This is a genomic window from Serratia nevei (assembly GCF_024160145.1).
In the GTDB taxonomy this organism is placed as follows: Bacteria; Pseudomonadota; Gammaproteobacteria; order Enterobacterales; family Enterobacteriaceae; genus Serratia; species Serratia nevei_A.
Genome location: NZ_JAMYWQ010000002.1, coordinates 244,855 through 266,980, shown reverse-complemented (window position 1 = coordinate 266,980; position 22,126 = coordinate 244,855). Strand labels below are relative to the sequence as shown.

The 22,126-nt window shown below is 59.8% G+C and carries 22 protein-coding genes; 13 read left to right on the top strand and 9 right to left on the bottom strand.

Annotated features, from left to right (window positions below; all coding sequences use genetic code 11):
- Positions 1 to 24 precede the first annotated feature (24 nt).
- From umuC to M6G53_RS02970, 3 genes are all read right to left on the bottom strand, one after another.
- The gene (gene umuC / locus M6G53_RS02980; RefSeq protein ID WP_253328803.1) at positions 25 to 1,341 is read right to left on the bottom strand and encodes a translesion error-prone DNA polymerase V subunit UmuC; all 1,317 of its coding nucleotides are present in this window, start codon (positions 1,339 to 1,341) and stop codon (positions 25 to 27) included.
- A 2-nt stretch (positions 1,342 to 1,343) separates the two neighbouring features.
- Complete coding sequence (gene umuD / locus M6G53_RS02975) at positions 1,344 to 1,778, bottom strand: translesion error-prone DNA polymerase V autoproteolytic subunit (protein ID WP_253328796.1); 435 nt, start codon at positions 1,776 to 1,778, stop codon at positions 1,344 to 1,346.
- A 224-nt stretch (positions 1,779 to 2,002) separates the two neighbouring features.
- On the bottom strand, positions 2,003 to 2,953 hold the full coding sequence (locus M6G53_RS02970) for an alpha/beta hydrolase (RefSeq protein WP_253328794.1): 951 nt from the start codon (positions 2,951 to 2,953) through the stop codon (positions 2,003 to 2,005).
- A gap of 80 nt (positions 2,954 to 3,033) precedes the next feature.
- On the opposite strand from M6G53_RS02970, the gene M6G53_RS02965 reads away from it, so the two are divergent.
- From M6G53_RS02965 to M6G53_RS02935, 7 genes are all read left to right on the top strand, one after another.
- On the top strand, positions 3,034 to 3,666 hold the full coding sequence (locus M6G53_RS02965) for a TetR/AcrR family transcriptional regulator (protein ID WP_253328792.1): 633 nt from the start codon (positions 3,034 to 3,036) through the stop codon (positions 3,664 to 3,666).
- 121 nt (positions 3,667 to 3,787) lie between these two features.
- Positions 3,788 to 4,630 (top strand): formate dehydrogenase accessory sulfurtransferase FdhD, encoded by an 843-nt coding sequence (gene fdhD / locus M6G53_RS02960; RefSeq protein WP_253328790.1) that lies wholly within the window; start codon positions 3,788 to 3,790, stop codon positions 4,628 to 4,630.
- 58 nt (positions 4,631 to 4,688) lie between these two features.
- Entirely contained in the window at positions 4,689 to 5,606 is a 918-nt protein-coding gene (locus tag M6G53_RS02955) for a bestrophin family protein (RefSeq protein WP_253328788.1), read from the top strand.
- 34 nt (positions 5,607 to 5,640) lie between these two features.
- Positions 5,641 to 6,603 (top strand): Dyp-type peroxidase, encoded by a 963-nt coding sequence (locus tag M6G53_RS02950; protein ID WP_253328786.1) that lies wholly within the window; start codon positions 5,641 to 5,643, stop codon positions 6,601 to 6,603.
- 211 nt (positions 6,604 to 6,814) lie between these two features.
- Positions 6,815 to 6,994, top strand: coding sequence for a hypothetical protein (locus tag M6G53_RS02945; RefSeq protein ID WP_253328785.1), 180 nt, complete (start codon positions 6,815 to 6,817; stop codon positions 6,992 to 6,994).
- Positions 6,995 to 7,208: 214 nt separating this feature from the next.
- On the top strand, positions 7,209 to 7,802 hold the full coding sequence (locus M6G53_RS02940; RefSeq protein ID WP_253328783.1) for a hypothetical protein: 594 nt from the start codon (positions 7,209 to 7,211) through the stop codon (positions 7,800 to 7,802).
- A 2-nt stretch (positions 7,803 to 7,804) separates the two neighbouring features.
- Positions 7,805 to 8,578, top strand: a complete 774-nt coding sequence (locus tag M6G53_RS02935; protein WP_253328781.1) for a DUF3307 domain-containing protein — start codon at positions 7,805 to 7,807, stop codon at positions 8,576 to 8,578.
- Positions 8,579 to 8,626: 48 nt separating this feature from the next.
- On the opposite strand, the gene mgtA is transcribed toward M6G53_RS02935, so the two are convergent.
- Together mgtA and M6G53_RS02925 are read right to left on the bottom strand one after the other, a co-directional pair.
- Positions 8,627 to 11,326: a magnesium-translocating P-type ATPase gene (gene mgtA, locus M6G53_RS02930; RefSeq protein WP_253328779.1), complete on the bottom strand. Its 2,700-nt coding sequence runs from the start codon at positions 11,324 to 11,326 to the stop codon at positions 8,627 to 8,629.
- Positions 11,327 to 11,569: 243 nt separating this feature from the next.
- Complete coding sequence (locus M6G53_RS02925; protein WP_253328777.1) at positions 11,570 to 12,268, bottom strand: MgtC family protein; 699 nt, start codon at positions 12,266 to 12,268, stop codon at positions 11,570 to 11,572.
- 582 nt (positions 12,269 to 12,850) lie between these two features.
- Here M6G53_RS02925 and M6G53_RS25495 point away from each other — a divergent pair.
- Both M6G53_RS25495 and M6G53_RS02920 read left to right on the top strand, forming a co-directional pair.
- Positions 12,851 to 12,982 (top strand): hypothetical protein, encoded by a 132-nt coding sequence (locus M6G53_RS25495; RefSeq protein WP_301286105.1) that lies wholly within the window; start codon positions 12,851 to 12,853, stop codon positions 12,980 to 12,982.
- 61 nt (positions 12,983 to 13,043) lie between these two features.
- A complete protein-coding gene (locus M6G53_RS02920; protein ID WP_253328776.1) occupies positions 13,044 to 14,429 on the top strand; it encodes a CoA transferase in 1,386 nt (461 codons plus the stop codon).
- Here the strand turns inward: M6G53_RS02920 and M6G53_RS02915 are convergent.
- Positions 14,426 to 15,301, bottom strand: a complete 876-nt coding sequence (locus M6G53_RS02915) for a LysR substrate-binding domain-containing protein (protein ID WP_253328774.1) — start codon at positions 15,299 to 15,301, stop codon at positions 14,426 to 14,428. The two genes, M6G53_RS02920 and M6G53_RS02915, sit on opposite strands and share 4 nt — an antisense overlap.
- 101 nt (positions 15,302 to 15,402) lie before the next feature.
- Between M6G53_RS02915 and M6G53_RS02910 the strand changes: the two genes are divergently transcribed.
- On the top strand, positions 15,403 to 16,818 hold the full coding sequence (locus M6G53_RS02910; protein ID WP_253328772.1) for a pyridoxal phosphate-dependent decarboxylase family protein: 1,416 nt from the start codon (positions 15,403 to 15,405) through the stop codon (positions 16,816 to 16,818).
- Between the two features lie 13 nt (positions 16,819 to 16,831).
- Here the strand turns inward: M6G53_RS02910 and M6G53_RS02905 are convergent, their stop codons facing one another.
- Positions 16,832 to 17,473, bottom strand: coding sequence for a GNAT family N-acetyltransferase (locus tag M6G53_RS02905; RefSeq protein WP_253328770.1), 642 nt, complete (start codon positions 17,471 to 17,473; stop codon positions 16,832 to 16,834).
- Positions 17,474 to 18,268: 795 nt separating this feature from the next.
- Here M6G53_RS02905 and rcsA point away from each other — a divergent pair.
- Entirely contained in the window at positions 18,269 to 18,898 is a 630-nt protein-coding gene (rcsA, locus tag M6G53_RS02900; protein WP_253328768.1) for a transcriptional regulator RcsA, read from the top strand.
- A 215-nt stretch (positions 18,899 to 19,113) separates the two neighbouring features.
- Here the strand turns inward: rcsA and dsrB are convergent, their stop codons facing one another.
- Positions 19,114 to 19,314, bottom strand: a complete 201-nt coding sequence (dsrB, locus tag M6G53_RS02895) for a protein DsrB (protein ID WP_253328766.1) — start codon at positions 19,312 to 19,314, stop codon at positions 19,114 to 19,116.
- A gap of 322 nt (positions 19,315 to 19,636) precedes the next feature.
- The gene (gene cspE / locus M6G53_RS02890; protein ID WP_049201327.1) at positions 19,637 to 19,849 is read right to left on the bottom strand and encodes a transcription antiterminator/RNA stability regulator CspE; all 213 of its coding nucleotides are present in this window, start codon (positions 19,847 to 19,849) and stop codon (positions 19,637 to 19,639) included.
- 874 nt (positions 19,850 to 20,723) lie between these two features.
- Here cspE and M6G53_RS02885 point away from each other — a divergent pair.
- Together M6G53_RS02885 and M6G53_RS02880 are read left to right on the top strand one after the other, a co-directional pair.
- Entirely contained in the window at positions 20,724 to 20,933 is a 210-nt protein-coding gene (locus tag M6G53_RS02885) for a hypothetical protein (RefSeq protein WP_253328764.1), read from the top strand.
- A gap of 153 nt (positions 20,934 to 21,086) precedes the next feature.
- Positions 21,087 to 22,094 (top strand): NAD(P)H-quinone oxidoreductase, encoded by a 1,008-nt coding sequence (locus M6G53_RS02880; RefSeq protein ID WP_253328762.1) that lies wholly within the window; start codon positions 21,087 to 21,089, stop codon positions 22,092 to 22,094.
- The last annotated feature ends 32 nt before the right edge of the window (positions 22,095 to 22,126 follow it).

The window sequence follows — 22,126 nt, the reverse complement described above, 5'->3', positions numbered from 1 at the left end:
GCAGTCTACCCACGCCGCCGGTTGTCACCCGCGGCGTTTTTCCTCCTTCGGCTCGGCGGCGCGCGGCGCCCGTTCTCCCAGCCGCACCACCGGAATGTCCGCCAGCCGGGTGGTGTAAGCCGGCGACAGCATTTCGCGCTTCATTTGCCACGGCTTGACGATCCCCTGCCCGGCGAACCAGACGCGCCCGCGCCCCTCCTGATTCAGGCGATCGAGGGTCGCCATCAGCCGCTCGCTGTTGCGGCGCGGCGGGCAGTCGTCGAACAGATCGATCTGCGCCATGGCGGCGGCGCTGAAATCCCCCAGCACCACGCCGCCCTTCAGGTAACGCCGCCCCTCCTGCCAGATGCTCTCCAGCGCACGCACCGCCATGGCGATAATGTCGCGGCTGTCGTTGCTCGGCGTTTGCAGCCGGGCGGTGCCCATATTGCTGTAATATCCTTCGCCCGCCGAATGCGGGCTGGTTTTGATAAACACCGACACATTGCGGCAATAGCGCTTTTCCTGCCGCAGCTTTTCGGCGGCGCGTTCGGCGTAGCTGCAGATCGCCTCACGCATGTGCGGGTAGTGCGTCAGCCGCTGGCCGAACGAGCGGGAGCAGATGATCTGTTCTTTGGCGGCCGCCTCATCTTCCCACCGCAGGCACGATTCGCCGCGCAGTTCGCGTATCGTGCGCTCCAGCACCACGCTGAAGGTTTTACGCGCCAGCCGGGTATCGCAGTCCGCCAGCTGCAGCGCGGTGTGAATGCCCATCGCCTGCAGTTGGCGAGTCAGGCGGCGGCCTACGCCCCACACCTCTGCCACCGGGATCAACGCCAGCAGCTTGCGCTGGCGCGCCGGATCGGATAAATCCACCACGCCGCCAGTGCCGCGCCATTTCTTGGCCGCGAAGTTGGCCAGTTTGGCCAGCGTTTTACTCGGCGCAATGCCGACCCCGACCGTTAAATGCAGCTCGCGCCGGATGCGATCGCGCACCCGCTGGCCGAACGGCTCCAGCGCTTCGCAGTGCGCCACGCCGTCCAGCCGCAGAAAGGCTTCGTCCAGCGAGTAGATCTCCACCGCCGGCGCCATCTCCTCCAGCGTGTCCATCACCCGGCGGGACATATCGGCATACAGCGCGTAGTTGGAGGAGAACACCGCGACGTTGCGGCGGCGCATCTCCTCTTTGATTTTGAAATAAGGCGCGCCCATCGGCACGCCCAGCGCCTTCGCCTCGGCGCTGCGCGCGATCACGCAGCCGTCGTTGTTGGACAGCACGATCACCGGCCGCCCGCACAGATCGGGCCGAAAAATGGTCTCGCAGGAGGCGTAGAAGCTGTTGACGTCCACCAGGGCGAACATGGTTACCGCGCCGCGTAGACGATAAACGTCACCACGCCGAAGATCTCCAGCTGCGCCTCGTCGTCGAACACGATCGGCGCATAGGCGGGATTCATCGGCAGCAGCCGCACGTCGGGATGGCATTGCAGTTTTTTGACGGTAAATTCGCCGTCCACCGCAGCGATCACGATATTGCCGTGCTCCGGCGTCAAAGCGCTGTCGACAATCAGCAGATCGCCATCCTGGATATTGCCGTCGATCATCGATTCGCCGCTGGCGCGCACGAAATAGGTGGCATTGGGGTGCCGTACCAGCAGCTTGCCGATATCCAGCCGGCCTTCGACATAGTCCTGCGCCGGGGAAGGAAAGCCGCAGGCCACGCGCTCGGCAAACAGCGGTAACGTCAGGGGTTCACCTGGTGAAAAAGCATACAACCTTGAATTGCTCAGCATAACCATAACCAAACTGTATATTTATACAGTAAAGCATAAACAAAACGCGAACGCGTGCAACCCCCTATCCCCCTGCGGATCGCGCTTTCCCGCGTAATATAATAATTTTCTGAGCGATTTTTTTTTACGCCTGCTAAGCGTTTCACCGCCCCTTGCACACACGTTATCCACCAAAACTGTGGATAACCTGGTGGGGCCACGGCGGTGTCTTCGGATAACGCGCTGTCGCCCTACTGCGCCGCCGCCGCGGTGCAAAAACGGTATACCGCGTCCACCATCCGATCGAGGCCCGGTTGTTCGAGGGGATAATGTCCGGCGTTCTCGAGCATCACGGTGGTCACCGGCACCCGCCGGATACGCCGGAGGAACAGTTCGCTCAGGTGTAACGGCGTCCAGCGATCCTGCGCCGGCTGCGTCAACAGGATCGGGCAAACGTCGAAATCTTCCGGTTCAATGGCAGGCGCATACGCCGCGTACGAAGCCAAAAAGCGCATCGTCACCCAGGCTCCCGCCGAGGTGTTGTCCGCCAGGCACGCCTTAAGCGCCGCCTCGTCATTGACCAGCGCATGCATCTTGCTCGCCAACGCCATCGGCATCGACATGCCCGCCAGCGGCGTAGCGGCCGTCAGCCGCGCCAACGGAATGCCCAGGCGGCTCATCACCCGATTCAATGCCGTCTCGTCACGCACCTGTTGTTCACGCTGATCGAGAAACGTCATGCCGACAATCCCTTTCACCTGCCGGTTCAGCGCCGCCACGTGATAGGTCTCCATCCCGCCGGCGCTCAGGCCGTACAGCACGATGGGGCGCGCATCCTTCGCCCGTTCCGCGTCGATCAGATCGCTGCCGATCTGCACCCAGTCATCGTAGCGCACACGCCGCCGCTGGCCGCCCGTCTGCGTCATGCCATATCCCGGCATGTCTACGGCGATCGTCTCTATCCCCCGGCGCGCCAGCGGCGCCCCCAGGATGGTCGACATCTGCCGGCCATTGGTGCCAACCCCATGAAACAGGATCACTTTCACCGGCGCCTCGGGGCGGCGGTAGCAATCCAGGTGGATGCGATACTGCCGCCAGGGCCACCACGCCTCCGTCGGTTCCTCTCCCGGCTGCAGCCGGAAGCTTTCCGGCAGGAATCGCTGAATGTCCTGCCAGTGAGATTGATTGGCGTAATTACCCATACGAAACCTCTCGGGATACTTGGTTGCCGGGGTGAAAATTCGTATAATCCAACAAATGTCGGATTAATAAAATACAACTTATGTCGGAAAAAGCGATGCCGCAAGCAAAAAAAAATGCGCGCGTGCCGGTTCAGGAACGCGCAGCCGCGCGCATGGCCAAAGTGCTGAGCGCCGCCGAACAGATGCTCGCCACCCTCGGGCCGGAAAAAACCTCCATTCCCGCCCTGGCGGAAGCGGCCGAAGTGCCGCGCGCCGCGATCTATCCCTTTTTCCCGGACAAGTACGCGCTGTTTTCGCATCTGGCTCAGGCCCATATGGCGCAACTGGCGCAGGCGCTGCGCGCGTCGGGGCTCGAGAGCGCCGACAGCCTGCACGATTGGGTCGATGCCGCCGTGAGTGCCACGGCTCGCTACTACAACGCACATCCGGCGGCGAGCATTTTGCTGCTGCGCGGCGCATTCGCCGAGCCTGACCAGCAGGCTCATGCCGCCAAGAACCTGACGATCGGCGAGATGTTCCGGGCAAAGGTACGCGACTTGCCCGAACTCACGGCGCTGCCGTCAGAGCCCGACGTCGTGCTGATCGCCATAGAATTGGCGTTTGCCTGCATGAAATACGGCTATGCGCGGGAAGGCACCGTCTCTGTGGCCATGTGCCGCGAAGCGACGCGGGCGGTCATCGCCTATCTTGGCCAGTGGCGCGCCGCGCCGTGAGGCGGTAGCAACGGCACCCCGTTTCGCCCTGTTCAAGTGCGCCATCTATGATAAAATCCACTACCACTCATCGGACTCTATCTGACGCCGGCGCGCTATCCGCCGGCGCCGCGAAACCATCATGAACAAGCATTTGATTCTCGACGAACCCGGCGATGCCGATTCCGCCTGCCTGTCGCGCCACGCGGTCTGGCAGCGCAACGATCTGGCTCAGGCGCAACAGGATTGGCTGGCGGAAGAAGTGCCGGTCGCCCTGATGTACAACGGCATTTCCCACGTGGTGATGATGGCGACGCCGAAAGATCTGGCGGCCTTCGCCATCGGCTTTTCGCTGTCCGAAGGCATCATCGCCTCCCCCGGCGATATCTACGACATCCGCCAACAGCCGGCCTGCAACGGCATTGAAGTGCATGTGGAGCTCTCGAGCCGCCGCTTTATGCAGCTGAAAGAGAAGCGCCGCAGCCTGGCCGGCCGCACCGGCTGCGGCGTCTGCGGGGTAGAGCAGCTGCAGGAGATCGCCCAGCCCCTCGCGCCGCTGCCCTTCACGCAACGCTTTGATTTGGCCCTGCTCGACCGGGCGTTGACGCAGTTGCAGGAGGTGCAAACGGTGGGGAAACTGACTGGCTGCACCCACGCGGCGGCCTGGATCCAGCCGGACGGCGCGCTCAGCGGCGGGTGTGAAGACGTCGGCCGCCACGTGGCGCTCGACAAGCTGCTGGGCTACCGCAGCCAACAGGCGTGGCTGCAGGGCGCGGCGCTGGTGTCGAGCCGCGCCAGCTATGAAATGGTGCAAAAATCCGCCATGTGCGGCGTCGAGATCCTGTTCGCCGTTTCGGCCGCCACCCGCCTGGCGGTGGAGGTGGCCGAGCGCAGCAACCTGACGCTGGTGGGCTTCAGCAAGCCGGGGCGCGCTACCGTCTATACGCACCCGCAGCGGCTCTGGCCATCGACGACGGCGGCCTAACGCCGCCGGATAAGAATCGACTATTCTCAATAGCAGGACACCAGGAAGCACCCACGTCATGATAATTCGCCCGAACCAGAACTGGTTTTTTCGCCTGTTCGCCTGGCACGGTTCCGTGCTGTCAAAGATCACCTTTCGCCTGTCGCTGAACGTGCTGATGTCGATAGTGGCGGTGATCAGCTATCAATGGTACGAACAGCTCGGCGTGCATTTAACCATCGCGCCGTTCAGCCTGCTGGGCATCGCCATCGCCATTTTTCTCGGCTTTCGCAATAACGCCGGCTACAGCCGCTTTGTCGAAGCGCGCAACCTGTGGGGTTCGCTGCTGATTACCGAGCGCTCCCTGCTGCGCCAGATCAAAAGCCTGCTGCCGAACGAACCGGCGGTGCAGCAGAAGGTCGCCAAGCTGCTGATCGCCTTCAGCTGGAGCCTGAAGCATCAGCTGCGCGCCACCGATCCAACCGCCGATCTGTACCACAATCTCAGCAGCAAAGAGCTGGCCGAGGTGATCGCCAGCCCGATGCCGACCAACCGCATCCTGCTGATGCTGGGCCAGGAGATCGGCAAACTGCGCCGCCAGGGGCTGCTGAGCGACATCACCTTCGAGCTGCTCGACAACAAGCTGAGCGAACTGTCCCACGCCCTCGGCGGCTGCGAACGGCTCGCCAGCACGCCGGTGCCGTTCGCCTATACCCTGATCCTGCAGCGCACCGTTTACCTGTTCTGCAGCCTGCTGCCTTTTGCCCTGGTGACCGATCTGCATTACATGACACCGTTTGTTTCGGTGTTCATTTCCTATACCTTCTTATCCTGGGACTCGCTGGCCGAAGAGCTGGAGGATCCGTTCGGCGTGTCGGCCAACCATCTGCCGTTAAACGCCATTTGCAACACCATCGAGCGCAACCTGCTGGAAATGAACGACCAAAGCCCGCTGCCGCCGCCGATGAAACCCGACGAGCACTTTAATTTGATTTGACCTATTTCACCCGAACACACTGGAGCCGAATGCAATGAATGCAAATAACAATCCGCCGCAAGCCGTATTCACGCCGGTGACGCGCCATGCCATCTTCATCGTCGCCACCCTGTCGCCCGTTCCCGCCCATCTGGCGGCGGTGCGCGCCTGGTGCGGCGACATCGCCGCCGTGGTGCGTTCGGTCGGCAAACGCGCGCCGGCGGGCAACCTCACCTGCGTCTGCGGCTTCGGCTCCGAAGCCTGGGATACGCTGTTTGGCGCGCCACGCCCACGCCAGCTGCATCCGTTCAGCCCGATCGGCAGCGGGGAACGCGTCGCCGTCGCCACGCCCGGTGACATCCTGCTGCATATCCGCGCCGATGAAATGGATCTGTGTTTCGAACTGGCCTCGCAGCTGGTCGGCAAGCTCGGCGACGCCGTGACGGTCATTGAAGAGGTGCACGGCTTCCGTTACTTCGATCAGCGCGCCATGATCGGCTTCGTCGACGGCACGGAGAACCCGGAGGGGCACGAAGCCTTCGACTACACGGTGATCGGTGACGAAGATGCGGCGTTCAGCGGCGGCAGCTATGTGCTGGTGCAAAAATACCTGCATGATATGCAGGGCTGGAACTCGCTCAGCGTGGAAACGCAGGAGAAGATCATCGGCCGCCATAAACAGTCCAACATCGAGCTGGATGAAGCGGTCAAACCGTCGTCATCACACAGTTCGCTGACCACCATCACCGACGAGCAAGGCAACGAGGTGAAAATTCTGCGCGACAACATGCCGTTCGGCCGCCCCGGCCTGCGCGAATTCGGCACCTACTTTATCGGCTATGCGCGCTCCACGCAGCCGATCGAGCAGATGCTGGAAAACATGTTCATCGGCCGCCCGGCCGGCAACTACGATCGGCTGCTCGATTTCAGCCACGCGGTGACCGGCACCCTGTTCTTCGTGCCTTCCGCCCCGCTGCTGGAAGCGCTGGCCGATCGCAGCGGCGCCGAACTGCATTAAGCGCCTCCCCGCGCCTGACTTATTTTGCCCGATGGGGGAGCGCTTCCCCCATCCCAATTCGCCCGCTCCCGCCACCAAAACCGGGCACTCGCGGTGAATCGCCGCCGACAAATTAAGTTTCAGCTATCGATTCCATACGCCAAAGCCGCTGTTCATTATGTGCTCTTTCGCTACAATCGTGAGCACTGACATTCACCGTAACGAGGACACCATGTACAACTTCTCCCGCTATCAGGCAAAAGAACTGGCGCTGGCTTACATGAGCGGCAAAAAGCACGATCTGTCGCCGCAGGAGTTTTTGCAGCAGTTGAAAAGCAGCGAAAGATCGTTTGAGCATCTGTTGAAGCACGGCAGCGAAATGCCGCGCGAAGTGCTGATCAAAAGCTTCTGAACGGCCGGTACGCCGGCCGCTTTTTCACCTACGCCGCCGGTGGCGAGCCTGACGGGCCCGCGTATTCCCGGCCATCCACTCCCTCTCTGCACACCACCGAGTTTCGTCTCCACAGGCGAAAACCCAACAAATTCGCTTCCATAGACGAATTATTGACATATTCGCATTCAGATGCGAATTTATAACCATCCTTTCTGTCAACAACGGTTCCCTCATGTCGACGCCAATCAGCGTAATCAGCGGCGATCTGGTGGCTTCTCGCCGGTCAGACACCGTTAACTATCTCAACGGGCTGCGCGCCCTGCTCGATCGGCTGCAGCGCGACGGGCGGCTGCGCCAGGTGGAAATCTTTCGCGGTGACGCCTTCCAGGCACAGGCCGCCGCGGAGGATGGGCTGTTGCTGGCGGTGTATATTCGCCTCGCGCTGCGGGCACTGGACGCCGCGCACTGGGATGCCCGCGTCGCCGTCGGGCTGGGCAGCCAACGGGCCACTGCCGGTTACGGCAGCGCCTTTATCAACTCAGGCAGCGCGCTGGACGCCATGGCGAAAAATTGCCGGCTGGCTCTGAAAACCGACCACGATCGGACAAACGCCATTGTCAGCGATCTGCTGCCGATGTTAGATCATGTGATTGGCCGCCTTTCACAAGCCGAAGCGCGCATCGTTCAGGCGAGAATGTTCGCCGACAGCGGCGCAGCCGTGGCAGACCAGCTGCAAAAAGCCGCCTCCACGGTCTCCGCCGCGTTGAAACGCGCGGCCTACGAGGAAATCATGCGGTTTATTCACGCCATTAACAGGATCGTCTGATTATGGATCTGACCTATGCACCTTTGCTGGCCTGGCTGTTGCTCGTCCATCTGCTGGCGGATTTTCCCCTGCAGCCGCTGAGTTGGGTGGAAGATAAAATCCAACGTCGCGCGCGTTCGCGTTTTCTGCTGTTGCACGCCCTGCTGCACGGGGTGTTGGCCGCCTGGGTGGTGGCCGGCTTCGGCCTGCTGCACGGCGGGCTTTCTTCACTTCAGGTGCTGGCCAGCCTGCTGGTCATCGCCGTCAGCCACTACCTGATCGATTTGCTGAAAGTCACCGCGATGAGCCGCCTGAGCCCGGCCCGCAGTTTTCTGCTCGATCAGGGGTTGCATCTGGCGGTGATCGCCTTGCTGTGGCTGGGGCTGACGCCGAATGCCGGTGAACTGATCGCCGCGCTGGGGCGGCAACTGGGGCGTTGGCAAACCGGCCTGGTGCTGGTGGCCTACAGCCTGATTTATCTGCCGATGAGCTTGCTGATCGGGCAGCTGCTGGCACGCTGGACGCCGCAAATGCCGCCTTCGGCCAAGGCCGACAACGACTCGCTGCTGCGCGCCGGTAAACAGATTGGTTATCTGGAGAGAACGCTGATCCTGACCTTTGTGCTGCTGGGGCAAATCCCGGCGATCGGTTTTTTGCTGGCGGCCAAGTCGATCTTCCGTTTCGGCGACCTGCGTCAGAGCGACGATAAAATGCGTACCGAGTATGTGCTGCTCGGCACGCTGTTTTCCTTCACGCTGACCATCATGCTTGGCCTGCTGGTCAACAAACTGCTGTAGTAGTGCGGGGGCGAAGAATTTCGCCCCCGAAGTGAACACCGAGGCGGTTTACAGCCACTCGCCGAAGCGGCGGATATAGAAACGCTTCATCATCTGCGCAACCACGCAGTAACTGATCAGCGTAGCGGCCAACCACGGGAAGTATTCCCACGGCAGCGGCTGCAGGCCAACCAGGGCGCCGAGCGGTGAGAACGGAATGTAGATGCCGAGCGCCATCACCAGGCCGGTGGTCAGCAACACCGGCAACGCCGCGGTGCTCTGAATGAACGGGATCTTCTGGGTGCGCAGCATATGCACCACCAGCGTTTGCGACAGCAGCCCTTCAATGAACCAGCCGGACTGGAACAGCGCCTGGTGTTCCACGCTGTTGGCGGCGAACACGTACCACATCAGCGCATACGTCGTGATATCGAAGATCGACGAGGTCGGCCCAATCCACAGCATAAAGCGCCCGATGTTTTTGGAATCCCACTTGCGCGGCTTGCGCAGGAACTCTTTGTCCATCTTGTCCCACGGCAGCGACAGCTGGGAAATGTCGTACATCAGGTTTTGAATCAACAGGTGGATCGCCAGCATCGGCAGGAACGGGATGAAGGCGCTGGCCACCAGCACCGAGAACACGTTGCCGAAGTTGGAGCTGGCGGTCATGTTCAGGTACTTGATGATATTGCCGAAGGTCTCGCGCCCTTTGATCACCCCCTCTTCCAGCACCATCAGGTTCTTTTCCAACAGGATGATGTCCGCCGACTCCTTGGCGATGTCGGTGCCGGTATCGACCGAAATGCCGACGTCGGCGTCGCGCAGCGCCGGCGCATCGTTGATGCCGTCGCCGAGGAAGCCGACGGTATGGCCGTTGGCCTGCAGCATTTTCAGCACCCGCGATTTTTGCAGCGGCGTCAGCTTGGTGAAGACCGTACGCTGCTCCACTTCGCGCGCCAGCTCTTCGTCATTCATCTGTTCAATTCGCAGCCCGGAAAGCGGCTCCCCCGGCTCCAGCCCGACGTCGCGGCAGATCTTGCAGGTGATCACCGGGTTGTCGCCGGTCAGCACCTTCACCGTCACGCCGTTTTCCTGCAGCGCGGCGATCGCCTGCTGCGCGCTTTCCTTCGGCGGATCGAGGAAGGTCAGCAGCCCTTGCACTACCATATCGCGCTCGTCGGCCACGCTCAGCGGCTCGGCCGGGCGTTGCGCGTCCAGCTCGCGCGTCGCCAGCACCAGCACGCGGAAACCGTCTTCGTTATACTCGCGGGCCAGCGCCTGCAGCGCCGCACGGCGCGCGTCGTCCAGTTCCAGCGTCTTGTCGCCTTCACGCACGTGGGTAGCGATCTCCAGCATCTCCTCCACCGCGCCCTTACAGATCAGCTGCTGCCTGCCATTCTCATCCGCCACCACGATCGACAGACGGCGGCGCACGAAATCGAACGGCAGCTCGTCCACCTTGCTGAAACGGCCCAGGGCTTCGATCCCCGGTTTACCGCGCCCGAAGCGGATCACCGCCTGATCCATCAGGTTCTTCATGCCGCTCTGATGGAAACTGTTCAGCCAGGCCAGGTGCAGCACCTCGTTATCCCTGACGCCATTGACGTCGATGTGATGCTCGAGAATGATGCGGTCCTGGGTCAGGGTGCCGGTCTTATCGGTGCAGAGCACGTCCATGGCGCCGAAGTTCTGAATGGCGTTCAGGCGCTTCACTACCACCTTGCGGCGCGACATGGCGATCGCCCCTTTCGCCAGGTTGGAGCTGACGATCATCGGCAGCATTTCCGGCGTCAGGCCGACCGCCACCGCCAGGGCGAACAGCGCCGCCTCGCTCCAGTCGCCCTTGGTGAACCCATTGATCAGCAACACCACCGGCACCATCACCAGCATGAAGCGAATCAGCAGCCAGCTGACGCTGTTCACCCCGCGATCGAACGCGGTTTGCGCCCGCGAACCGACGATCGACTTGGCCAGCGAGCCGAAGTAGGTGCGCCCGCCGGTCGCCACCACCACCGCCGTAGCGGTGCCGCTGGCGACGTTGGTACCCATCAGGCAGATGTTGGACAGCTCAAGCAGCGCGTTCTCGCTGGAGGCCTCCCCCTCGCTCGACTTCTGCGCCACGTTGCCCATGGCATCGTATTTCTCGATCGGGATCGCTTCGCCGGTCAAAATCGCCTGGCTGATGAACAGATCGCGCGAGGCGATAAGGCGCACATCGGCCGGCACCATGTCACCGGCGGAGAGCTGAATGATATCCCCCGGCACCAGTTCGCGGATCGGCACTTCCAGCGTCAGTGGATGCGCGCTGTAGCTGCTGCGGCGCAGCACCGTGGCGGTGGTGCGCACCATGGATTTCAGCGCTTCCGCCGCTTTGTTGGTGCGGTATTCCTGCCAGAAGCGCAGCAGCCCGCTCAGCGTGACCATGGTCAGAATGATAATGACGCCGGTGAGTTCAGTTTCTTCACCGCTCTGGAGCGGCAGCCAATAATCGGTAAAGAAACTGATCGCAGCCAGCACCATCAGCACGAAGATAAACGGGTTGTTGAAGGCCTTGATCAGTTGGATCAAGGCATGCGGGGCCTTGTCGTGGGCGACCTGGTTGGCGCCGAACTGCTCCAGCCGCTCATCGGCGTCATCCTGGGTCAAACCGTTGCGGTTGCACTTCAGGTTCGCCAGCGTTTGGGCGATGCTGTTGGTCGCCTCTTGCGCAATGGCGTAGGTCACCGCGTCTTTGTCACGGCGACGCGTTCTTTCATTAATCTGAGTCATAACGCTATTCTCTTATTTTCGTTCTGCGCACAGGAATATCCCGCCCGATAAACAGGTGACTCTGCGCAGAGTGGAATTTTTTAATTAGCGTGACTGAATAGCGTGATTACCCTGTCAGCCACGCAGTAATCATTTCCCTTCCGGGGTCATCGTCCATAACGCCTCCTTAATGCTCCGCGTTATTCAGGCGTGCCTGAATAAACCTGAACATATAATCAAGTTAATAAATATTTATATCATTACTCAGACCGGTAATTCAGACGCGACGCGCCAGCGAACGGCGCTCACGCTTTTTTCCAGGCTGACGCGGCAGACAATACCCTCAATTTCTTTTTGCGCAGCCGGCGTGGCGGTAATTTCCGCGCATACTTCCAATTGCCCCGGGCTGGAAATATCGGCGCTGCGCAAGGATTGCAGCCGTAAGGCGACGCCGTTCAGCGCCTGCAAAATCAGGGTGCGCACCAGAATTTCATCCTGCTCGCCGCAGGTCACCTGAATGCGATAGCACAGTTCCAGATCGGTCGCCTGCTGATGCGGCTGCAGGTTGATGCGCTGCGCAGCCTCGCGCAGCAGGATATTGGCACACAGGATCACCAGCGTGGCGATCACCGCATCCCAATGCTGGCCCAGGCCGCACAGGACGCCGATCCCCGCCGAACACCACAGCGTGGCGGCGGTGTTGAGACCGCGAATGTTCAGCCCTTCCCGCATGATCACGCCGGCGCCGAGGAAGCCGATACCGGATACGATCTGCGCGGCCACGCGGCCGGCGCTGGCCGGATCGGTGGACATGGAGCTGAGAATAAAGACCGCCGCGCCGGTCGCCACCAGCGCATTGGTGCGCAGGCCGGCCATGCGTTGGCGCCACTGGCGCTCGGCGCCAATCACCGCGCCCAGGCACATCGCCAGCAATAAATTTAAAACGAAAGGAGTCATAGCCATGACTGTCCCCTTAATTAACCGCAGGAGATAAAATCATGTGCTGTTTAGCACACGCGAAACCGCGCTGAAAATAAATCAGCGAATCAGCGTGCTGTGCCTGGAGGGAAAAGGCTGTGGCTGCAGAATACCATAATAACGTCCAACTCAATTCACCTGAAACCGCCAGGTTTCAGGAGACGTGTTCTTATTCGGGTATGCACAACTCAGAAATAACTGGAGAGGGGTGCTGCCCGCCGATAACGGCAAGCAACAAATCAGAAGAGAATTGGTCAGCTTGCCTTATTTATTTTATTACTACTACAACTGTCCAATTGGGTGTCTCCACTGAAATTTTGGCTGAGTATAGTGACGTCGGATAATGAAGTAAAGGCTAATTTATTAAACGAAAAATAAACTGGAATACCGCGACGATATTTCGATGTCACAAACAGGAAGCGGCGACGTTGGGCGCCGGGTATCAGTTCAACCACTTCAATCAACAACAGGCTTTCGAGGTGTTGCTGCACGTCGGCGACACGCCGCTACCGCGCCTATCTGCAACAAAGCGCTGACCGACTTCCGCTGGCGCGATCGGACGGCTGGGTGCAACAGACGACGTTCAGCGACGGTTCGACGCTGAACGCCAACATCAGCATGCGGCCTTTCGCCGGCGTAGCGGCCCCCAGCCTACACGCCAAATTGGCCAACGGCCGCACGCTCGACGTTGCGCCTTAGCAAGGTCGCCGGCGGTGGGCTACGCTAGGCTATATTCCCGACGATCCGCAAGGAGCGGCCGATGACGCCTCTGATCCACACTCTGCTCGACGAGATTTGGCAAAGCCTGGGGCAATGCCCCGCCCCCGCCGACCGGCTCACCGTGAACGGTGTCGGCGCATTGCCTTCGGCTTTTCCCGTGACCGAAGTAGCCACCGCCGCCTGGGGCGCCGCCGGTCTGGCCTGCGCCGAACTGCTGCGACGCGAGGCTGCCGCTGCACCGCAGGTCTGGGTCGATCAACGCCTGGCCTCGCTGTGGTTCGGCTGGACGCTGCGGCCGCTGGGTTGGACGCTGCCTGCGGCCTGGGACGCGCTGGCCGGCGACTACGCGACAGCGGACGGCTGGATACGCCTGCATACCAATGCGCCGCATCATCGGCGGGCGGTGGAACAGGTGCTGGGCCCGGCAGCGGATAAAGGCACGCTGGCGGCGCGCGTGCTGGGCTGGAAAAAAAGCGAGCTGGAACAGGCGGTGATCGAGGCCGGCGGCTGCGCGGCCGAAATGCGCTCGGCGGCCGCCTGGCGACAACATATTCAGGGCAAGAGCGTGGCGCTCGAACCGCTGATCCACGCCTCGCTGCAGCCGGAAGCGCCGCCGCCGGGCTGGGCGCTGCCCATAGCCCGGCCGCTGCACGGCGTGCGGGTGCTGGATCTGACGCGCATTCTCGCCGGGCCGATCGCCACCCGTTTTCTCGCCGGCTTGGGCGCTGACGTGCTGCGCATCGATCCCTACGGTTGGGATGAACCCGGCGTCGAGCACGAGGTGATGCTGGGCAAGCGCAGCGCACGCCTTAACCTGACCAATGCGCACGATCGCCATACGTTTGAACATCTGCTGAGAAACACCGACGTGATCGTGCACGGCTACCGTGCCGGTGCGCTGGAAAAGTTGGGCTATGGCGCGGAGGAAAGGCGCGCGCTGGCGCCGGGCCTGATCGACGTCTGCCTGAATGCCTACGGCTGGAGCGGGCCGTGGCGCACCCGACGCGGTTTCGACAGCCTGGTGCAGATGAGCTGCGGGCTGGCGGAGGCGGGCATGGTTTGGCGCAGCGCCAGTTTGCCGGTGCCGCTGCCGGTACAGGCCCTGGATCACGCCACCGGCTATTTGATGGCGACGGCGGTGCTGACCGGTATGGCGCAGCGCCTGAGCCGCGGCACCGGTTACCATGCGCGGCTGTCGCTGGCGCGCACGGCGCAACTGCTGCTGGCGCATCCCTATCCGACGCATTATCGTCCGGAACCGCCGGCGCCGGCCGGGCCCGCCGACGAGCACCCGGAAACGGAACTGACTTATTGGGGAGCCGCGCAACGTCTGCGTGCACCGCTAAGCCTGCAGGGCACAGCACTGCAATGGGCGCTGCCGGCGACCACGCTGGGCACCTCGCAGCCGGAGTGGCTGCGCCGTTAAACCGCCGCCAGCTGCTGCTGTAGCCACTGCAGCAAGCGTATGGCCGCCGGCGTCAACCCGGCGGTCTGCGGCCATACCAGATAAATATCGTCATCGCTCAGGTGACAGGATGCGGCCAGCGCCACCAGCCTCCCCGCGTCGATCGCATCCTGCACCAGCAGCTTTTTCGCCAGCGCGATGCCGAAGCCCTGCTCCGCCGCACGAATCAATAATCCGGCATCGTTGAACAACGCCTGCTGCCGCCCGCACGGCGAACGCCCCTGCACGTTGAACCAATCGCGCCAGGGGCTGACGTCGTGCTCGAGCAACGGAATATCGCCGCCGTTTTCGAACGCCGCCGCCCACTGCCGGGCCATCTCCGGCGAGGCGACCGGCAGCACGTCACCCGACGCGATGCGCTGCGCCTGCAGCCCCGTCCACTGGCCGCTGCCGATGCGGATCGCCGCATCGAACCCGCGCAGCGACAGATCCTGCAGCGCCAGCGACGCATCGATATCCAGTGCAATATCGGCGCAGGCTTCATGGAATGCCGGCAGACGCGGTAACAGCCAGTAATGGGCAAAAGACGGCAGCACGCTGATGCGCAGCGTCTGGCTTGCCGCCGCACGCCGGGCGCGGGCAACGCCCTGCTGCAGCGCCTGCAGCGCCGGCTCTACCGCCGCCAGCATCTCTTTCCCGGCCGCATTCAGGCGCACGCCGCGCCCACGCCGTTCAAACAGCGGATAGCCGATCGCCTGCTCCAGCAGCTGAATTTGCTGGCTGACCGCGCCGTGCGTCAAATGCACCTGCTGCGCCGCAGCGCGCAAATTTTCCAACCTGGCGGCAATGGCGAAGGTCGGCAAGACATGCAGGGGAAGGCGTTCACTCATCACTGGTTAACCATGCTATCCAAAAAGGTCATTTTTCATCGATTTTGACCGGCAGGCAAATGTTCTATGTTTACCCCATCATTCCTGATGCTTTCGGAGCCGCCATGCACCCACGTTTACAACAGGATCTTGCCCAGTTTCCGCAGATCCTCGACCACACTCGCCGGTTGGCGGAAGATTTTCTGGCCGGGCTGCGGCAACGTTCGGTCTGCCCGCCGCTCGCGCAACAGCAGCTGCAGCCGGGTGACGATCGGCTGGCGGAAAACGGCGAAGGCGCCCTGGCGGCGCTGGATGACTTTTGGCAACGCTATCAGGCGGGCATTTCCGCCAGCGCCGGCCCGCGCTATTTCGGTTTCGTCACCGGCGGCGGAACCCCGGCGGCGGTGGCAGCGGACTGGCTGGTTAGCGTAACAGACCAAAATAGTCTGCTCAGTGATGACACCATCGCAGCCACCATCGAACTGGCGGCCGTGACGCTGGTGAAATCCCTGCTGGGCCTGCCGGAAGCGTTTAGCGGCAGCCTGGTCAGCGGCGCCACCATGGCCAATTTCGCCGGGCTGGCCATTGGCCGACAATGGCTGGGCCAACGGCATGGGGTAGATATTGCCCAGCAGGGTCTGGCGGCGCTGGGCCCCATCCGGGTACTGTCGGCCAATCCGCACGCCAGCAGCGTAAAAGCGCTCAGCATGCTCGGCATCGGCCGCGAGGCGTTGACGATCGTCGCCAGCCTGCCGGAATCTGAAGCCATGGATATGGCGGCGCTGGAGCGGCAACTCGCCGCCGGCGAAGGCCGGCCAACGTTGGTGTTGGCCAGCGCCGGCACGGTCAATACCGTCGCCTTCGACGATCTGCCGCGTCTGCTGGCGCTGCGGGAGCGTTATCCGTTTTGGCTGCATGTCGATGCGGCCTTTGGAGGCGTGGCGGCCTGTTCGCCGTTGTACGCGCCGCGACTCGCGGGCTGGCAGCATGCAGACTCCATCACCGTCGATGCGCACAAATGGCTGAACGTACCTTATGACAGCGCGATCCAATTTACCCGCCATCTGGATCTGCAGATGCAGGTATTTCAGAACCATTCGGCCTACCTGGAAGCGCCAACGCCGCGACCGGACAACTATCTGCATCTGACGCCGGAAAATTCGCGCCGCTTTCGCGCCCTGCCGCTCTGGCTGACGCTGAAAGCCTATGGCCGCAGCGGCATACGGGATATCGTCGAGCGCAACGTCCGATTGGCGCAGGATCTGGGGGCGGCGCTGGCGGCCGACGACGGCTTCCATCTGCTGGCGCCGGTGAATTTGAACGTGGTGTGTTTCGCGCTCAGCCATCCGCAGGGCGACAGCGAAGCGGCACGCGATCGCTTTCTCGAACGCCTTAACCGGCATGGCGTGGTGCGCTGCACCCCGACGCGTTATAACGGCCGGCCGGGGATCCGCGCCGCGCTGGTCAACTGGATGACGGAGGCACAGGACATTCAGCTGACGCTGGCCTCGCTGCGCCATTGCCTGGCGGAGAGGGCCTGACGCGCGCGGCACATCACGCGATCAAGAAAGCCTGCAAACGCCGCCCTTGCCGCCCGTCGTCGCCGATGTTGTCCGGCGACAGCCAGGCGGAAAACGCCGCGCGCAGCGCCGGCCACTCGCCGTCGATGATCGACAGCCAATCGGTGTCGCGCGTGCGTCCTTTGACGACGACCGCCTGGCGGAAAGTGCCTTCGTAGCGGAAACCCAAGCGCTCGGCGGCCTGACGCGAAGGCAGATTGAGGCTATCGCATTTCCATTCACAGCGCCGGTAGCCAAGATCGTCGAACAGATGCCGCAGCATCAGGAAAATAGCCTCGCTGCCGAGCGCAGTACGCTTCATCAACGGCGACCAGTTGATGGTGCCCAGCTCGGCGACGCCGTTGGCGGGATCGAGGCGCAAAAAAGCGCAGGTTCCCACCGCACGACCGCTCGCCTGATCGATCACCCCCATCGTGTTCCTGTCGGGACTGGAGGCCTGCGCCTGGAGATAACGCTGGAAATCCTCACGCGTCTGGGGCCGTTCCCAAAACAGATAGGTCCAGTCGCGGTCGTCCTCGGCGGTTTGATAAGCCTGATAAAGTTCATCGCCCCAGCGCTCGATGTTTAGCGGCTCCAGGCGGCAAAACCGCCCCGGCAATAGCTGGTGTCCTGGCATGCCTGCCGGCTGCCAATGAGAAAGGGCCTCGCCTATCGGCTGCCCGTAAGGATTCCGTCTCACCGCGACGTCCTGTTTTTGAAAGGTAGAGATGCAAATTAAAACCAACCCGAACCAGAGACAACTCCGACCTGCTACCGCCACCGGGTTGGCTGCTTACCGGGCAATAGTTTAGAGAAATCACTCAATTCCCGTTAAACATTCACAAAAATGATTTGTGGTGAAATAAATCTCGCTATAACTTATTGTAAAATGGTGAATTTATGCAACAATTAAGCTACATATTTCAGCTATAATGTTAACTTCTGTTTGTTATTATGATAAAAACAGTAATGCTTATCATTGTCATCGGAAGGGCATGAAAATGCAATTACATGATTTTTATTAAAAAAAATAAAAATCCGGCGGGATGCGCAATTTTTGCACGATTAAAGATCGCGCAGAAAGACTTAAGAAAAATAACACATGAATTTTTTTTAAGATTTTTCCTAGCAAACTAAAATTTTTTTTCGTGACATGATGAACGGAATTTCGGCAAGAGATGCTGACAGGCGCGGGCGCCAAGCGCGAATCAGGCCTATCATGTTGATACTGAACGACCAGCAGAACACTCTGACTTAAGCTAAACTTATAGATTCATGTGATTAATAAGTTTAGTATGAAAATATCATTGAGTGCCATCGTGTTTATTGATAGAACAATCGCTACACTGAATTATTGCTCCATTTTGCCTTTCGGCTTTTTAGGCTTTTTCTCATATTACCGCAGTAAAACGGATTTAAGTGGGGGTGCGATATGCCAACGATTATCATGGATTCATGCAGCTATACCAGATTGGGTTTAACCGACTATCTGACTTCGCACGGCGTGAAGAAACGCTATATTAATGCCATCGATGATATTGACAGCCTGCATGAAAAGTGCAGTAAGTTGAATCCTAGTCTGGTGTTTATTAACGAGGATTGCTTCATCCACGAAGCAAATGCCACCGAGCGAATAAAACGGGTGATTTCACTGCACCCGGATACGTTATTCTTTATCTTTATGGCGATTACCAATGTACATTTCGACGATTATTTATATGTTCGCAAAAACGTCATCATATCGTCTAAATCCATCAAGCCAGAGACTATGAATCAGCTACTTAGCCACTACCTCGAGAGAAACTCCCCTCGGGCGGAAAAATCCTCTCTGGATCAAACGCCGGTAACGCTGAGCCAGACCGAATCAAACATGTTGCGCATGTGGATGTCCGGTCAAGGCACCATCCAGATATCAGACCAGATGCAAATAAAGGCCAAAACGGTCTCTTCCCACAAGGGAAACATCAAACGGAAAATAAAAACGCACAACAAACAAATCATTTATCACGTTGTTCGTTTGACCGATACGCTGACCAGTGGAATATTTGTCAATAGCCGTTGAACAACAGAGAACGCCCTCGCTCTGTGTTACCGGCCATAAAAATAGCCGGTGATAATGTCATCCCGATATCGGGCGCTGGCCCCTCAAAGAATACCTGCTGCGTTATCCCCTGCTAGTGCAAAGGGTATTTTTATCTGCGACAAAAGAAATGCCGTCGTAATGAAATAATATCAAAATGGACAATTTCATCAGCAAATTAATGAGATTAACTGACCTTACTGCCCATGTTTGCGGCAGGGCTCCACAAAGGTGCCGTCACGGCTGTCGATTTCATTAAAAAACCATACGCCCGCCGGGTAGTCCTCAAGAGAAACCAGATACATGGTGCCTTCGTTGAACACCTCTACGGCCAGTATCACGCCTTCGCGCCGTGGACCACCGTCTGTTTTTACCGTCACTCGATCGTTAACCTGCATACCCTTCCCCATTAATTTGCGATTGGCCTCAGTGTATTACAAAACACAGAAACAAAGACACCGCTCTGCGCAAGCGCGCCTTTGCTATCAGCGTAGCTGACGTCAAGATTTTCACTTTCTTAACATTTTGTCCGCAGAATCTTAAGCCGCCCTCACGTAGCCTGTCTTCAGGCGTTTCCCCCCCAGAGAAACGCTCGCAAATGAAGAAGTAACAAGGAACTTTTGCCCGCAGACTTGCGGGCTTTTTTTTGCGCACGGCCAAATTGCAGGCATAAAAAAACCCGCCGCAGCGGGTTTTTTACTCGGCAATGAGAAGCGCCGATTAGATAGCGGTAACGTTAGCCGCAGATGGACCTTTCGCACCGTTCTCGATAGAGAACTGTACGTTCTGGCCTTCAGCCAGGGTCTTGAAGCCTTGATCCTGGATAGCAGAGAAGTGTACGAATACGTCTTTGCTGCCGTCTGCTGGGGTGATGAAACCAAAACCTTTAGCTTCGTTGAACCACTTCACTTGACCTTTGATCAGGTTAGACATGTCTATTTTCCTTCAATAATAAATGTAAGCCGCCATGGGCGATATAGCCGGTCATCAGTTACTTATGGAGGCACTGGAAAGGAAATTCGTCAGAGAAGGGCTATCCGGGATAACGCTTTAAATTTGAACTACTTTACTCAAAATGTCGTGCATAAATAGGTCTGTACCACAGGCCGGAAACATTAACTCACGAGCGGGCGGCAATAGCAACTCTTTTCGCCTCGCAGCGCCGTTTACCTTGGCTGAACGTACAGGATTTGTACCCTGTCTGGCCGCGGAGTCAGCAGCGGTTGCCCCGGTGCGGCAAGGCGCGCGCGCCCAGGCCCGATGAAGAAATTCGCCTCTGACGCCATCATCAGGCGCGATAAAGGGTAATGGCGCTTTCGGAGTAATACCTATATCAGCCGCCGCCGCCGCTGCCTAGAATGGCGTCAGTTCACCACGCCTCCTGGTGTTGAACATCACAAGCTGTGTTGCAAATCTTTATGCGCCTCCCTATAGGCGCTTTTTTTTTGCCCGCCGTTTCGATTACAGATTGGTCTCATTGCTCCTCAACGTGATGAGTGTCACAAATACGCCTTCCTAACCATTCTGATTCGGAGGTGATGTTCATGGCCACAGGATCCCTTACCCTCCTGGCCATTTTGGCCGGCATTGCGGGTTTCGCGTTCTATAAGCACTTTAAATCTAAGCAAAAAGGCGCATTCGTTCGCCCACGCGATCGGTAACCGACAACGCATATTCATCGTGAAGGTGCGGCTCGCCACACGCCGCGCTTTCGTCCCTCGTCATCTTTTCATCACAAAATTGTCACAATATGGCCATATGATGATTCGCGATTATCCGCTCTGGCTTAACACCAAGGATTTCGCCCATGACCATAATTAAAGCTGCAAACCACCAGGAAGCAGAGAGATTGATCCGCGCCGGCACAGCCAAGAAAATCGAACTGGCATACGACATCGGCAGTGATGACTTCTTCCAGCTTGCCAGCCTGTGGTGCGATAAAGGCGCCAAGATCTCCAAAGGGAAAGAACACTTTATCGTCTCGTTGAAAGGGTTCCGCATCCCACCCAACGATTGATGCCATGCCGCCCCTCGCGGCGGCGTCCTCCCTTCCTCACAAAACCGCTCTATTCGACCACGCGCACCTCATTCGATTTCGCTAAGCTGACAGCAGACTTTATTGCGGGCTTTCCGCCTGATAACCACGTCCGCCACGATGAGGAGAGTGACCATGTCAACAAATGCAGCGCAGCCCGGCACGATGAAAGCGATTGAGATCAGCCAACCGGGCGCCCCCGAGGTTCTGGTCGTTACCGAACGCCCGGTGCCCGTTCCGCAAGCGGGCGAGCTCCTGGTGAAAATCGCCGCCGCCGGCGTTAACCGCCCCGATGTGTTGCAGCGCCAGGGGAACTATGCGCCACCGCCCGGCGCTTCGGATATCCCCGGCCTGGAAATCGCCGGCGAAGTGGTGGCCATCGGTGAAGGCGTGACCCGCTTCGCGCTCGGCGATCGGGTTTGCGCCCTCATCGCCGGCGGCGGCTATGCCGAATACTGCACCGTGCATGAAAGCAATGCGTTGCCGGTGCCGGCGGGCCTGAACCTGACCGAGGCCGCCGCACTGCCGGAAACCTTCTTTACCGTCTGGGTCAACGTGTTCCAGCGTGGCCACCTCAAAGCCGGCGAAACCGTGTTGATCCACGGCGGCACCTCCGGCATCGGCACGGTCGCCACCATGCTGGCGAAGGCCTTCTGCGCGCAGGTGATCACCACCGTCGGCTCCGAAGAGAAGCGCCAGGCCAGCCTGGCGCTGGGCGCCGACGTGGCGATTAACTACCGCAGCGAAGATTTTGTCGCACGCACCAAAGACGTCACCGACGGCAAAGGCGCCGACGTGATCGTCGATCTTATCGCCGGCGACTATGTGGCCAAGAACTATCAGGCGGCGGCGATGGAAGGCCGTATCGTGCAAATCGGCACGCAAAATGGCGTGGTGAAAGAGCTCAACCTGATGCCGCTGCTGTTGAAACGCCTGACCCATACCGGATCGACGCTACGCTCGCGCAGCGTCGCGGACAAAGCGCAGATTGCCGCCGATCTGCACGAGAAGGTTTGGCCGCTGCTGGAGCGCGGCGTGTTGAAACCGCAAATTTTTAAAACCTTCCCGCTCGAGCAGGCCGCCGCCGCGCATGCGCTGATGGAGTCCAGCGAGCACATCGGCAAGATCATGCTGACGTTCTAAGGCCATTCCCCGCGGGCTGTGCTGCGGGGAAA

Excerpts from the sequence above, each read along its gene's own strand:
- umuC (WP_253328803.1), bottom strand. The coding sequence starts at position 1,341 with ATGTTCGCCCTGGTGGACGTCAACAGCTTCTACGCCTCCTGCGAGACC.
- umuD (WP_253328796.1), bottom strand. The coding sequence starts at position 1,778 with ATGGTTATGCTGAGCAATTCAAGGTTGTATGCTTTTTCACCAGGTGAA.
- M6G53_RS02970 (WP_253328794.1), bottom strand. The coding sequence starts at position 2,953 with ATGGGTAATTACGCCAATCAATCTCACTGGCAGGACATTCAGCGATTC.
- M6G53_RS02965 (WP_253328792.1), top strand. The coding sequence starts at position 3,034 with ATGTCGGAAAAAGCGATGCCGCAAGCAAAAAAAAATGCGCGCGTGCCG.
- fdhD (WP_253328790.1), top strand. The coding sequence starts at position 3,788 with ATGAACAAGCATTTGATTCTCGACGAACCCGGCGATGCCGATTCCGCC.
- M6G53_RS02955 (WP_253328788.1), top strand. The coding sequence starts at position 4,689 with ATGATAATTCGCCCGAACCAGAACTGGTTTTTTCGCCTGTTCGCCTGG.
- M6G53_RS02950 (WP_253328786.1), top strand. The coding sequence starts at position 5,641 with ATGAATGCAAATAACAATCCGCCGCAAGCCGTATTCACGCCGGTGACG.
- M6G53_RS02945 (WP_253328785.1), top strand. The coding sequence starts at position 6,815 with ATGTACAACTTCTCCCGCTATCAGGCAAAAGAACTGGCGCTGGCTTAC.
- M6G53_RS02940 (WP_253328783.1), top strand. The coding sequence starts at position 7,209 with ATGTCGACGCCAATCAGCGTAATCAGCGGCGATCTGGTGGCTTCTCGC.
- M6G53_RS02935 (WP_253328781.1), top strand. The coding sequence starts at position 7,805 with ATGGATCTGACCTATGCACCTTTGCTGGCCTGGCTGTTGCTCGTCCAT.
- mgtA (WP_253328779.1), bottom strand. The coding sequence starts at position 11,326 with ATGACTCAGATTAATGAAAGAACGCGTCGCCGTGACAAAGACGCGGTG.
- M6G53_RS02925 (WP_253328777.1), bottom strand. The coding sequence starts at position 12,268 with ATGGCTATGACTCCTTTCGTTTTAAATTTATTGCTGGCGATGTGCCTG.
- M6G53_RS02920 (WP_253328776.1), top strand. The coding sequence starts at position 13,044 with ATGACGCCTCTGATCCACACTCTGCTCGACGAGATTTGGCAAAGCCTG.
- M6G53_RS02910 (WP_253328772.1), top strand. The coding sequence starts at position 15,403 with ATGCACCCACGTTTACAACAGGATCTTGCCCAGTTTCCGCAGATCCTC.
- M6G53_RS02905 (WP_253328770.1), bottom strand. The coding sequence starts at position 17,473 with ATGCCAGGACACCAGCTATTGCCGGGGCGGTTTTGCCGCCTGGAGCCG.
- rcsA (WP_253328768.1), top strand. The coding sequence starts at position 18,269 with ATGCCAACGATTATCATGGATTCATGCAGCTATACCAGATTGGGTTTA.
- dsrB (WP_253328766.1), bottom strand. The coding sequence starts at position 19,314 with ATGCAGGTTAACGATCGAGTGACGGTAAAAACAGACGGTGGTCCACGG.
- cspE (WP_049201327.1), bottom strand. The coding sequence starts at position 19,849 with ATGTCTAACCTGATCAAAGGTCAAGTGAAGTGGTTCAACGAAGCTAAA.
- M6G53_RS02885 (WP_253328764.1), top strand. The coding sequence starts at position 20,724 with ATGACCATAATTAAAGCTGCAAACCACCAGGAAGCAGAGAGATTGATC.
- M6G53_RS02880 (WP_253328762.1), top strand. The coding sequence starts at position 21,087 with ATGTCAACAAATGCAGCGCAGCCCGGCACGATGAAAGCGATTGAGATC.